Source organism: Balneolales bacterium ANBcel1 (genome assembly GCA_029688905.1).
Classification (GTDB): Bacteria; Bacteroidota; Rhodothermia; order Balneolales; family Natronogracilivirgulaceae; genus SLLW01.
Map to the genome: position 1 here is coordinate 370,437 of JARULB010000003.1, position 12,013 is coordinate 382,449.

The following is a 12,013-nucleotide window of genomic DNA, read 5'->3' on the forward strand; positions in this document are numbered from 1 at the left end:
TAATGTACGAGGCAAATCAAACATCAACCTCTCGATTTCGAAACAACCGCCACAAGGCTGTCGCGAACATCCTGTACACCTACAACACGGTAACTTCAAGACTGCAGAGAATACTCGGTGAAAAAAACCTGACGCTTCAGCAGTACAATCTCCTCAGAATTCTGGCGCGATTGCATCCCGAGCCGGCATGCAATTTCGCCATTCGGAATCAAATGTTTGACTCCAGGTCAGATGTAACCCGAATTGTGGACCGTCTGATCAAGGAGGGGCTGGCCGTCAGGAAACATTGCTGCCAAGATCGTCGCAAGGTAGACATCAACATCACGGAAAAAGGTCTTTCACTTCTTGAAGAAATGGACAGGCTGAATGACAAAATGGATGGTATTGTCAGTTCATTAACGCATCAGGAGCTGGAGGAACTGAACCGAATCCTGGAAAAGGTCAGATCCAGCACTTAATCCCTCTACTTCCATAGTTTTCAGAACAAATTTTAATTATCCGGAGCATAAATGACAGCCAAACTCACCGAAGAAGAGATCAAGAAGCAGGAGGAGTTCAATGCGGAAATAATCCCGCATCTGGATGCGACCTATAATTACGCGCTTCGCCTGACTACAGATCCGAATGATGCCGAGGACCTGCTACAGGACAGTATCGTCAAGGCATTTCGGTTTTTCAGCAGTTTTCAAAAGGGAACCAATGCCCGAGCATGGCTCTATCGGATCGTAAAAAACTCCTATATCAACAATTACAGGAAAGCGTCGCGACAACCCCCAAAAGTGGATTATGACGAAATTGCCACTTACTACGAGACCATCCGGAGCGAACAAAGCGATACGACGGATCTGCAAACCCGTTTTTACCGGAGCGAATATGACGACGACTTCAAAAAGGCTCTCGATGAACTTCCGGAAGATTTCCGAACCCCCCTCCTGCTCTGTGATGTCGAGGACTTCACCTATGAAGAGATATCCAACATGTTGGATGTGCCCATCGGGACTGTCCGTTCTCGGCTTCACCGTGGCCGCAACCTTCTGAAAGAGAAAATCAGTGATGTCGCCAAAAAGCGAGGGTATCTGAATAATTAGAGCGTGGCGTCCGCCAATTGACGACCATCATGGAAGATCTACCGGAAAGGGAGCATGCTTTTTCCACCAGTGTGCACCCCTGAGAATATTTGTGACGGTTTTGCCATCAGTGAGTTCCCCGTTCAGAGCCATGCTGACAGCCTCTTTGAACGGTAATCGCACGGGCTCCAGAAACTCGTCTTCATCCACATGGTTTTCAAACGTTTCAAGCTCCCATGCCAGGTAGAGGTGTATGACTTCATTGGTATATCCGATGCACGGATGGAACGGCCCCAGCGACAGCCACCGATTTCCCCTCACCCCCGCTTCCTCTTTCAGTTCCCTTTTGGCAGTTACCATCGGGTCTTCCCCCGGGTCAATTTTTCCCGCAGGCACTTCCAGAAAGTGTTCCTGAAGCGGATACCGAAATTGCCGTACCAGCTGCACTTCGCCCGTTTCAAACACCGGAAGTACTGCCGACGCTCCGGGATGGTCTATCCACTCCCTGACCGATGATCCACCATCGGGCAAACGTGCCTGATCACGGTAAACATGCAGCAGGGTTCCCGAGAATATTTTTTCGGAGCTGATCCGTTTCTCCTCAAGTGATCGGGGGGATTCTTTCGCGTTCATCGTTTAAATTTCTATTTTAGGATGCCGGGTGACAAGTTACGGGTGCCAATTTACGATGAAATGCCCGAAAATATAAGTTACATGTTGTCGAAGAGCCCGGGAAGATCCCTTTTCATAACGTGCTGATGAACGATGTAATTCCGGAGACCTGTGAGCGAGAAAGAGCATATTGATGGCAAAATAATTCCAGTGAAAAATGATGTACTGACGGTAGCCAATGCCATTTCCCTCTCACGGGCGCTCATTGCCGTACCCATTCTGTTTCTGCATCATCAATCCGGTGAAGAAGCCACCTGGCTGATTGTCGCATTCATTGCCTATGCCTTCATATCCGATTACCTGGATGGCTATTTCGCCCGCAGAATGAACCAGGTCACAGAATTCGGCAAAATTGCCGATCCGCTGGCCGATAAAGTCTGCGCGATTATTCTGTTTCTATATGGAGTGCTGATTGATATTATTCCCGCCTTTTTTGTGGTGATACTGATTGTTCGCGACGGATTTATTCTGGCCGGTTCGCTGCTTATTAAGAAAAAAAGGGGCAAATACGCCATGTCGGTGCTTTCGGGGAAAGTGGCCGTCAACGCCCTTGCCATCTACTGGATTCTCGCCTTTTTCTTTCCTGAAAGAGAACAAACTATCCATTTTTTTATGGTGTTAAGCATTATTTTGCTGCTCTATTCACTGGGATCTTATATTCACCGGTTTTATCTCATTCAAAAGAAGGGAGCCGAATACAACTGATCCCGAATTGAACCATTGTGATCATAATCTTTGAGGAATTCTAATGGGCCTGTTTGACAAACTGGGTTTCGGCAAGAAGCAGGAAAAGCTGCAGCAGGGGCTCGAAAAAACCAGGAGCAGCTTTTTCGATAAAATGGGAAAGGCTCTGGTCGGAAAAGACAAAATCGACGATGAGGTTCTGGATGACCTCGAGGAGGTGCTGATCACGTCCGATGTCGGTGTAAATACAACCCTGGAAGTTATTCGGCGTATTGAAGAGCGTGTTGCCAGAGACAAATACGTGAGCAGCAACGAGCTTCAAACCCTGCTTAAAGAGGAGATCACCAGCCTTCTGAAGGACAATGAGCCGGAACGGCCCGCCGAGTTTGACGCCGAGCTCACACACAAGCCGCATGTGATTATGGTGGTGGGCGTAAATGGCGTTGGAAAAACCACTACCATCGGAAAATTATCCAGCATGTACCGGCAGGCCGGAAAAAATGTCATGCTGGGGGCCGGCGACACCTTCCGTGCCGGCGCTGTGGAACAGCTTAGAATCTGGAGCGAGCGGGCTGGTGTTCCATTGATACAACAGGGTCAGGGAGCAGATCCCGCTGCGGTAGCTTTCGATTCCGTGGCATCGGCAAAATCTAAAGGGGCGGATGTTGTTCTGGTGGATACGGCCGGCCGCCTTCACAACCGCAAATCTCTTATGGACGAGCTGGGAAAAATCAAGCGTGTGATGGGCAAGGTTGTGGATGGAGCTCCGCATGAAGTACTGCTGGTGCTGGACGCTTCAACAGGACAAAACGCACTGCAACAGGCAAAGGCATTTACGGAAGTGGTCGCCGTAACCGGGCTTGCCCTCACCAAACTGGATGGCACCGCAAAAGGCGGTATCGTGATCGGTATTTCCCACGAAATGTCGGTCCCCGTTAAATACATCGGTGTGGGCGAAAAAATTGAAGACTTGCAGGTTTTTGACAGGGTGCGTTTCGTTGAAGCGCTCTTTGAAAAGGATACATCCGGTTGATATTCCCCGGTTAGCGTGATATCACTCCCTGACGGTTCCAGGGGTTTCTGTCAAATTCCGGTCGTGAAGTATATTCAGCAAGTCTCCAAACATACTCGACAATAAACTCTGTACGAGCGGTGAGCTGTTTCCACGCAATTCTGTCTGCCGTATCGGATGGCGTGTGGTAGTAGTCATGCAGCCCGGAGAAGAAAAACACAAAGGGGACTCCCTTCTCTCCGAAAGCCCACTGATCGCTTCGCCGGTAGAGACCTGAAGGATGATGGATACTGTTGTATTTCATGTCCAGGTGCAGATCAGGGCGTGCCCGTGATGTTTCACTCAGCAGGTTTTCAAGGTCAGAGGAAACGAGTCCGGCGCCGATGACATACATATAGTCACGAGACGGCTGGTCTGAATACCGCTCATCCACCCATCCCACCATATCCACATTCACATTGGCTATGATATTCTCCAGTGGCACCGGACTGTTTTCAACAAAATGACGGGCACCAAACAGCCCCCACTCTTCTGCCGCGGCGTGAAGAAATACCAGTGTTCTTGATGGACGGTAACCGGTTTCTGCAACTTTACGGAACGCCTCTGCCACCTGCATCAAAGCCGCGGTACCGCTGCCGTTATCATCCGCTCCGTTATACACAATATCGTTGTTGTCATCGGGTTCGCCCAGGCCCATATGGTCATAATGCGCACTCATGACAATGACTTCCTGATCACGGCTTTCATGGCTTCCTTCAAAAACCGCAACGATATTTCGCTCTTCAAAAGTGCGGTTTTCAAATTCCGGATTATTAATCAGTTCAAAGCCGGTATGCTGCCACATTTCTCGTTTATCGTCACTTTTCCACCGGTATTTCAGGCTGTCCAGCTGATCGTGGCGGGTCAGACCAAGCAGCTTCAAAGCCATATCCGGATGGACCGACAAGGCGGTAGCGGAACCATGCGTCAATGAGCGAAATCCGCCGCTTTTCCGAACCGCAAGCGGCCTGTCCAACTGCCGGCTCATGTATCCAGCCTTTTGCTCCCACTCTTCTGCCGACAAATCAGATATGTAAATGACACCGGCGGCGCCGTAATAGCCGCTGATTCTTTGAATCTGCTCTGTCCGGCTCCACTCCTCATCACCGGATCCGGAGGCATCCGTATTCTCAAACATCAGAACCCAGGCATCTTCCAGAGTATGATAGTCCTCACTAACGGTATGATCCGGACGGGATACGGGTCCGTGGCCGGTAAAAATGACCGGCGCCTCTATTCGGTCGGTTCCGTTCATCACCGGATAGAAAGCCGTGGTACCGCCTTTCTCCAGGACATATGAACTATCCTCCCGGTTATCCTCAGAATTCAACCGGGAAAGGGTGTAGGTGACTTGCGTCCAGAAATACCCTTCCAGTTCAAAAACCTGCTCTTTGACCTCAAAGTCCTCCATTGCCAAAAAACCGGGCGACTGGTAAAAATCAAGAATGTAGTCGGCGGTTTTGGCGGCGCCAGGTTGTCCGGTTCCCCGACCCTCAAGGGTATCATGTGCCAAGACATGAAGGTGTTCGAAAATAAACGACTCAGAGACATGAACAGACGGAACGGGATTCGGTTCCGCATACCAGGATTCCGATGTCAATTCCGTGGGAAGCGTACACCCCTGCATCAACAGAAGCAACAGTGTACAAAGCAATACACTGCGGTGCTGAGCACAAACAGGAGAATACTTTTTCCGGGACTGATTCTCCATTTGCACCGGCATAAAATGGGGCTCGGACACAGGGGACCGGGTGTTACGAAGCGGCATGAGCGGCATCCAGATCTTCAGGGGTAAATAGTTCGAGATAAAAATCCATCTGGTTCTCATCCACAAAAAGCTTGAGGTCGTTTTCCTTGATCAGTTCAAGTACGGCAAGAAAGGTGACAATTACATAGATGCGTGATGTTAAAACGGAACAAATCTCCCGGAAGGAACTGCGCCCGTGCTTTGAAAGATGCTCCACCACAAACGACGACTGGGTTTCAACATCGGTTTCAAACCGTTTGACATCATGATAATGCACCTCGCTGACCGATAACATGACATTCCGGAACGCTGCCATAATGTCGAGCAGCGTAACCTCGCGAAGCGCCTCGCCTTTCTGCTCGTGCTCAACCTGGTCCGGTTGCACATATCCTCTGGTGTAGCTTAGCCTCGCAGTTTTTTCAAATTGCGCCATATCTTCAGATACCTCCTTGTAGCGCTTGTACTCCAGCAGTGCCTGCACCAGTTCATATCTGGGGTCTTCCTCACTGAACTCATCCTCATCGGTTTCCGGTTCGGGAATCATCATGCGTGCCTTGATCGCCATCAGGGTGCTTGCCATATAGATAAACTCGCTGGCAACCGAGAGGTCAAGCTCATCCAGAAACCGGATATACTCCAAAAACTGTTCGGTTATATAGGATATGGGAATGTCGTAAATATCCAGCTCATCGCGCTTTATAAAAAAAAGTAGCAGGTCAAGCGGACCCTCGAAATTTTGTAGTTGTACTCTGTACATTGGCAAAACCATCGGATTCAAAAACGGATGTGGAGAAACCTTCCTGTAAGCAAAAAGTGAGCGGTATTCACTAAAGGTACAAATATCCGATTAACCTGCCACCCGGAAAAAAATGATCTGATATCTCACTTAAGCGTATTATTTGATACCTTTTTGTGTCGGTATATTGAAAATAATCCGGGATATACTTTATTAGAACCATCAGAATCAAATGGAAGTCATTCGGGGAAAATCGGCAAAAAACCGTTAGGACAACCTGTAATGCACAACATGGATTACAAAAAATTCATAGAAACCATTCAGAGCGGATCCACCAGGGAGTTAAGTCATCTGTATGACGAGATTTTCAAAGTCCTTTGCGGTTATTTGCGTACACACATGAGGGCCAACAACCTTGACGCGGAGGAGTGCGCGCAGCATGCACTCACAAAAACGTTCGAGCGAATACAAAAGAATGCGATCCGTGAGCCGGAAAACCTCTATTCGTATTTGCTGCAAAGTGCAAAAAATCGTTATCTCAGAATTTTAAAAGAGAATAAACGCAACAACTATCAGGATAATATGGAGTACTACGTTTCATCAGAAGAACCATTGGATTTTTTATCTTCTGATCAGGAGCAGCGGGCACTTGACGTCTGCCTGGAAAAACTGCCCGATGAATCGAGGGCATTCATGGAATACTGGCTTGAACACCCGGATGCGCAGGCAGCTGATGTCGCTGCGGCATTCGGTATCTCCGTAAATAATGTCTGGATTCGAAAACACCGGATTATTAAAAAGCTTTCCGAATGCATTCAAAAAAAAATACAGGAATAAATGTAAGGATTGGGTAGTTCCCGTCTCTATAGGTTGAATATATTATTAATCGGTTACTTTTATGGATGATGATATCCGGTCAAAACTCACATCGTTGATTGATGCCTATGTTCGGGGTAAACTAAAGCCGGAAGAAACGGATTTTTTGTGGACAGAGTTGCTCAGGCATCCGGAGTATTATGATATTCTTCGTACAAGAGTGGCCCTTCAGAAAAAAATGCTTACTTCCCGCAAAGGCCGCTACAATCCACAGACAACCCGAAAACCCGCCATAATTATCGGTATTGCCGCTGCTTTGCTGGTTGGCCTGCTTTTTTCGTGGTATCAATTTTCCTCTTCTTCCCAGCCGACGCCTCTTCTGGAAGAAATCCGAATTGTTCATATGATTTCTCCTGAAGTCACGAGATCCGCCGGGGATATGCCGCAGCATGCAGAGGCGTATCTTCAAAATGCCTTTATTCAAAGTGCCTCCGGAAATACGGAGGAAGCCATAGAAAAGTATATCTCGTTGCAAGAGCAGACGATGTTTCAGGATACGGTCAGCTACAACCTTGGAATTCTGTATTACAATTCCGGAGATTTTGAACAGTCAGCCACCGCTTTTGCAAATTCCAACTGCACCAGTTTCCCATCATCAATACTGCAGGAAAAATGTTTCTGGTTTCGCACCAATGCCTACCTGGCCATTAATGATTATGAGAATGCCCTTGTTAGTGCCCGTGAAACCGTGAATTATCATGGGGTTCATGAGCAGGAAGCATCGACAATAGTACGGCGACTCTCCCGCTCCAGGTAATCAGCAATTGCCCGGGATAAATAACCGGTAGTTGGTAATTATGCATGACGGATGTGTATTTTGTATAATGTAACTCAACCACTACCAAAATCTCTCTATTGTGGCTAACCCGCTCCTGAGTGCAACGGAACGTGATTCCGGTTTTGAACAACACATTCGGCCTTCACGGCTTCACGACTTTATAGGACAGAAGAAAATTATCTCCAACCTGGAGGTATTCATCAAGGCAGCCCGGCAGCGAGGCGAGGCCCTGGATCACGTCATTTTATCCGGCCCCCCGGGGCTCGGAAAAACCACTCTCGCCCACATCATCGCTCACGAAATGGGTGTTCAGATGAAACCCACAACGGGACCGGTGCTGGAAAAACCGGGAGATCTGGCGGGAATGCTCACCAATCTTGAACGGGGTGATATCCTGTTTATCGATGAAATACACCGCCTGAACCCCATCGTTGAGGAGTATCTCTACTCGGCTATGGAAGACTTCAAACTCGATATCGTCATTGACTCCGGCCCAAGCGCCCGCAGTGTTCAAATCGACCTAATGCCGTTCACCCTTATCGGAGCAACTACCCGAAAAGGCCTGTTAACATCGCCTCTGAGAGCACGTTTTGGTATCGATCTTCGGCTGGATTATTATGGCGCCGAACTGCTTCAGCATATTGCCATGCGCTCCGCCGGAATCCTCGGACTGAAAATTACCGATAAAGGAGCTTATGAACTGGCCCGCCGAAGCAGAGGAACCCCGCGAATCGTGAACCGGCTTCTGCGAAGAACACGGGATTTTGCCGAAGTAGACAAGATTAATATCATCGATGAGAAAATTGCCGACAAAGCTCTCAACGCACTGGATGTGGATCCAAGGGGGCTCGATGAAATGGATATCCGAATCCTGAGCAGCATCATTGAAAACTATCGGGGCGGACCGGTTGGCCTTGGTACCCTGGCCGTTGCTGTTGGAGAAGACAAAGGAACTATTGAGGAAGTCTATGAACCTTTTCTGATTCAGGAGGGTTTTCTTCAACGAACCCCGAAAGGGCGGATAACCACCCAAAAAGCCAGCGAATACCTCGGATTTCCTGCGCCGGGCCCCGGAAATCTTTTTACGTCCGGGTAAAACGTCCCTTTCTGTTTCTGATTTGTGACGCCGCTTCGATTGCAAATACATTTTTTTGTATATTTCCCCGCTGTTTCAGGTATCCGGTTGCCGTATGATTTCCCGGATCTGACGTCGTTTTTTCTTCTCATCATCAAATTCATGATGTAACGAAACCTGATTCAGCTCCGCTTGTTTCCCGCTTGTGGCTCATGCACAACAAACAGCTTTTGAAGCACAAGGATATATCGCTTTCTGCATTGTTTGAATACACACTAATTTGCTCATAATGAATAGCCTTTTTACCTCCGAGTCGGTCTCCGAAGGCCATCCCGACAAAGTTTCCGACCAAATATCCGATGCCATTCTGGACGCCATGCTCGAGCAGGATCCCGATTCCCGCGTGGCTGTCGAAACCCTGGTTACCACCGGTCTGGCTGTGGTATCGGGTGAAGTGACTACCCGGGCCTATGTCGATGTTCAGGAAATCGTACGCCAGGTAATCCATGATATCGGCTACACCAAGCCCGGTTACCGTTTTGATTCGGAGTCCTGTGGAGTGATGGTCTCGATTCACCAACAGAGCCCGGATATCGCCATGGGTGTGGACAGGCTAGGGGCCGGCGATCAGGGAATGATGTTCGGTTACGCCTCCCGCGAAACCGATACGTTTATGCCGATGTCACTGCAGTATTCGCACAATCTGGTACGCGAACTGGCCGATATCCGGAAAAACACCTCTCAAATGCCGTACCTGCGACCCGACAGCAAGAGCCAGGTGACCATTGAGTACAATCAGGAGAATAAACCGGTCAGAGTCCATACCATCGTAGTGTCGACCCAGCACGATGAAAAGGTCAGCCAGGAGCAAATCCGTGAGGACGTGCGCAAGTTTCTGCTACCCCGGGCGATCCCCGAAGAGCTGGTGGACAATGACACGATCCTGCATGTGAACCCAACCGGCAAGTTTGTGATCGGCGGTCCGCACGGCGACACGGGACTGACCGGCCGCAAGATCATTGTCGATACTTACGGCGGCCATGGAGCGCACGGCGGCGGTGCCTTTTCGGGCAAGGACGCATCAAAAGTCGACCGAAGTGCAGCCTATGCCGCCAGACATATCGCCAAGAATATTGTGGCAGCGGATCTTGCCGATGAGTGTCTGATTCAGCTGGCTTATGCCATAGGCGTTGCCGATCCCGTCTCCATTTCGATCGACACCCGCGGCACCGGTACGATAAGCGATGTCCGCCTGACCGAGCTGGTTCGCAAACATTTTGATTGCACCCCGGCAGGGATCATTGAACGATTCGGTCTCAAGCGGCCGATCTTCAAGCAAACGGCTGCCTACGGGCATTTCGGTCGTGACGAGTTCCCCTGGGAAAATCTTGATTATGTCGACCGCCTCAGGCAAGATGCCGGCGTGTAAAACCGTTCCTGTGTTGTATGCTTCAACACATTCAAGGCTATCCCGTTTACGGACTTCACGACGATCAAACATTACAGCAGTTTCTGGATGTAATGAGCAGAGCGGAGTGCGGCGCACTCATGGCTGACGGTCACCTGGGCTATGTAATGCCTATCGGCGGTGTAGCCGCCTATGATAATCGGATCTCCCCCGTTGCCGTTGGTTTTGATATTGGATGTGGAAATCTCGCCGTTCGCCTGGATTTGAAAAAGGAGGATCTGCGACTGGAGAAACTGCTTGACCGGATTGAATCCGGCATTTCATTCGGTATCGGTCAGACCAACCCCGAAGCACCAAAGGATCATCCGCTGTTTGACAGCGACGACTGGAATGCGTACGGTTCCGAGTCAAGAACAGCCTCGCTGAAAAAGCTGGCACGCGAACAACTGGGAACCGTAGGATCGGGAAATCACTATATCGATGTGTTCTCCGATGAACAGGACCGGATCTGGATCGGTGTTCATTTCGGCAGCCGCGGACTCGGTCACAAAACCGCCAGCGGTTTCATGAATCTTTCACAGGACCGGCCATGGGATACCCGAGCTGTGGAGAAAGAGGTGCTGCTCGATCTTGACAGCGATCTTGGCGAACGCTATTACCGCGCCATGAGGCTCTGCGGTGCCTATGCCAAAGCCGGCCGGGAATGGGTTTGTGATTACGTGGCAAAACTGGCCGGTGCTCCCATAACCGAACGAATCCACAACCACCATAACTACGCCTGGAAAGAGACTCATCACGGACGTGATCTCATCGTAATCCGAAAAGGCGCCACTCCGGCTTTTCCCGGTCAAAAAAGCTTTGTCGGTGGAAGCATGGGCGATATTTCCTTCATTCTGGAAGGGGTGGACGGCAACGAGAGCAAACATGCGCTGTACTCTACCGTACATGGAGCCGGAAGGGTCATGTCGCGTAGAAAAGCGGCCGGAGCATTTCGTGGCCGTGGAAAAAAGCGCCGTCAGATTAAACCCGGAGCCGTAACCCCCGAAATGATGAAAGAGTGGCTTCGGAAAAAAAATGTTATTTTGCGGGGCGGGGGCCTGGACGAATCCCCCCATGTTTACCGCCGTATTACCGACGTCCTTAATGCCCATCAAAATACCATCACAATACGCCAGCGCCTGACACCACTCGGGGTTGTTATGGCCGGCCCTGATGTTTTTGACCCGTTCCGAGATTGACATGAAAATTCTGCGTTTCCTGATATCGCGTGTGCGTGAACCCGCCAACGCCTATACCCACCTGGCGGCGGTACTGCTTTCCATTCCGGCACTGGTGCTGCTGATACACAGAGCGCTTCTGTACGGACAGCCGACACATGTGGTCGCCTTTACGATTTTTGGTTCCAGCATGACACTGCTCTATCTGGCAAGCACGCTCTACCATATGCTGCCCCTGTCCGAAAAGGGAATCAAGCTGCTTCGCCGCATAGATCACATCATGATCTATGTCCTTATTGCCGGAACCTATACGCCGATTACACTAATCGCCCTCGATGGTTTCACCGGTTGGGCGCTGTTTGTCACGATCTGGTCTCTCGCAGTCTTCGGTATTTTTTTCAAACTGCTTTGGTTTCATGCTCCGAAATGGGTTTCACTGGTAATCTATCTGGGGATGGGATGGCTGGCCATTTTTTTCCTGCCTTCACTCTGGAAAGATTTCCCGCCGCAAGCTTTGGCCTGGATCATTGCCGGAGGTGTTATTTATTCTGTCGGAGCGCTGTTATACGGACTGAAATGGCCCAACCCATCTCCCAAATATTTTAATTTTCATGCAATTTGGCATATAATGGTGATGGCTGCCAGTTTTTGTTTTTTCTGGGTCATGTACCAGTATGTTGTCTTTATTTAGACACACCTCGT

At 49.6% G+C, this 12,013-nt stretch carries 13 protein-coding genes; 10 read left to right on the plus strand and 3 right to left on the minus strand.

The features are described 5' to 3' along the window. Positions 1–2: 2 nt before the first annotated feature. Both QA596_05960 and QA596_05965 read left to right on the plus strand, forming a co-directional pair. Complete coding sequence (locus QA596_05960; GenBank protein ID MDG5767003.1) at positions 3–458, plus strand: MarR family transcriptional regulator; 456 nt, start codon at positions 3–5, stop codon at positions 456–458. 51 nt (positions 459–509) lie between these two features. After that, positions 510–1,088 (plus strand): sigma-70 family RNA polymerase sigma factor, encoded by a 579-nt coding sequence (locus tag QA596_05965; GenBank protein MDG5767004.1) that lies wholly within the window; start codon positions 510–512, stop codon positions 1,086–1,088. 27 nt (positions 1,089–1,115) lie between these two features. Here QA596_05965 and QA596_05970 read toward each other — a convergent pair whose 3' ends face one another. Next, positions 1,116–1,700: an NUDIX hydrolase gene (locus QA596_05970; protein ID MDG5767005.1), complete on the minus strand. Its 585-nt coding sequence runs from the start codon at positions 1,698–1,700 to the stop codon at positions 1,116–1,118. A 150-nt stretch (positions 1,701–1,850) separates the two neighbouring features. Here QA596_05970 and QA596_05975 point away from each other — a divergent pair, with 150 nt between their 5' ends. After that, positions 1,851–2,444 (plus strand): CDP-alcohol phosphatidyltransferase family protein, encoded by a 594-nt coding sequence (locus QA596_05975; GenBank protein ID MDG5767006.1) that lies wholly within the window; start codon positions 1,851–1,853, stop codon positions 2,442–2,444. Positions 2,445–2,487: 43 nt separating this feature from the next. Then, positions 2,488–3,456: a signal recognition particle-docking protein FtsY gene (ftsY, locus tag QA596_05980; GenBank protein MDG5767007.1), complete on the plus strand. Its 969-nt coding sequence runs from the start codon at positions 2,488–2,490 to the stop codon at positions 3,454–3,456. Between the two features lie 10 nt (positions 3,457–3,466). Here ftsY and QA596_05985 read toward each other — a convergent pair whose 3' ends face one another. Together QA596_05985 and QA596_05990 are read right to left on the minus strand one after the other, a co-directional pair. Beyond that, the gene (locus tag QA596_05985; GenBank protein ID MDG5767008.1) at positions 3,467–4,987 is read right to left on the minus strand and encodes a M28 family peptidase; all 1,521 of its coding nucleotides are present in this window, start codon (positions 4,985–4,987) and stop codon (positions 3,467–3,469) included. A 241-nt stretch (positions 4,988–5,228) separates the two neighbouring features. Beyond that, positions 5,229–5,978: a segregation/condensation protein A gene (locus QA596_05990; GenBank protein MDG5767009.1), complete on the minus strand. Its 750-nt coding sequence runs from the start codon at positions 5,976–5,978 to the stop codon at positions 5,229–5,231. A 270-nt stretch (positions 5,979–6,248) separates the two neighbouring features. On the opposite strand from QA596_05990, the gene QA596_05995 reads away from it, so the two are divergent. The 6 genes from QA596_05995 (at position 6,249) to QA596_06020 (ending at position 12,002) form a co-directional block, all read left to right on the plus strand. Continuing rightward, positions 6,249–6,794: a sigma-70 family RNA polymerase sigma factor gene (locus tag QA596_05995; protein MDG5767010.1), complete on the plus strand. Its 546-nt coding sequence runs from the start codon at positions 6,249–6,251 to the stop codon at positions 6,792–6,794. A gap of 61 nt (positions 6,795–6,855) precedes the next feature. Further along, entirely contained in the window at positions 6,856–7,590 is a 735-nt protein-coding gene (locus tag QA596_06000) for a hypothetical protein (GenBank protein MDG5767011.1), read from the plus strand. Positions 7,591–7,690: 100 nt separating this feature from the next. Continuing rightward, entirely contained in the window at positions 7,691–8,707 is a 1,017-nt protein-coding gene (ruvB, locus tag QA596_06005) for a Holliday junction branch migration DNA helicase RuvB (GenBank protein ID MDG5767012.1), read from the plus strand. A 268-nt stretch (positions 8,708–8,975) separates the two neighbouring features. After that, positions 8,976–10,115: a methionine adenosyltransferase gene (gene metK / locus QA596_06010; GenBank protein ID MDG5767013.1), complete on the plus strand. Its 1,140-nt coding sequence runs from the start codon at positions 8,976–8,978 to the stop codon at positions 10,113–10,115. 17 nt (positions 10,116–10,132) lie between these two features. Next, positions 10,133–11,332, plus strand: a complete 1,200-nt coding sequence (locus tag QA596_06015) for an RtcB family protein (GenBank protein MDG5767014.1) — start codon at positions 10,133–10,135, stop codon at positions 11,330–11,332. Position 11,333: 1 nt separating this feature from the next. Beyond that, positions 11,334–12,002, plus strand: a complete 669-nt coding sequence (locus QA596_06020) for a hemolysin III family protein (protein MDG5767015.1) — start codon at positions 11,334–11,336, stop codon at positions 12,000–12,002. Positions 12,003–12,013 lie beyond the last annotated feature (11 nt).

Coding starts and splice junctions, on each gene's coding strand:
- QA596_05960 (MDG5767003.1), top strand. CDS start 3: ATGTACGAGGCAAATCAAACATCAACCTCTCGATTTCGAAACAACCGC.
- QA596_05965 (MDG5767004.1), top strand. CDS start 510: ATGACAGCCAAACTCACCGAAGAAGAGATCAAGAAGCAGGAGGAGTTC.
- QA596_05970 (MDG5767005.1), bottom strand. CDS start 1,700: ATGAACGCGAAAGAATCCCCCCGATCACTTGAGGAGAAACGGATCAGC.
- ftsY (MDG5767007.1), top strand. CDS start 2,488: ATGGGCCTGTTTGACAAACTGGGTTTCGGCAAGAAGCAGGAAAAGCTG.
- QA596_05990 (MDG5767009.1), bottom strand. CDS start 5,978: ATGTACAGAGTACAACTACAAAATTTCGAGGGTCCGCTTGACCTGCTA.
- QA596_05995 (MDG5767010.1), top strand. CDS start 6,249: ATGGATTACAAAAAATTCATAGAAACCATTCAGAGCGGATCCACCAGG.
- QA596_06000 (MDG5767011.1), top strand. CDS start 6,856: ATGGATGATGATATCCGGTCAAAACTCACATCGTTGATTGATGCCTAT.
- metK (MDG5767013.1), top strand. CDS start 8,976: ATGAATAGCCTTTTTACCTCCGAGTCGGTCTCCGAAGGCCATCCCGAC.
- QA596_06015 (MDG5767014.1), top strand. CDS start 10,133: ATGCTTCAACACATTCAAGGCTATCCCGTTTACGGACTTCACGACGAT.
- QA596_06020 (MDG5767015.1), top strand. CDS start 11,334: ATGAAAATTCTGCGTTTCCTGATATCGCGTGTGCGTGAACCCGCCAAC.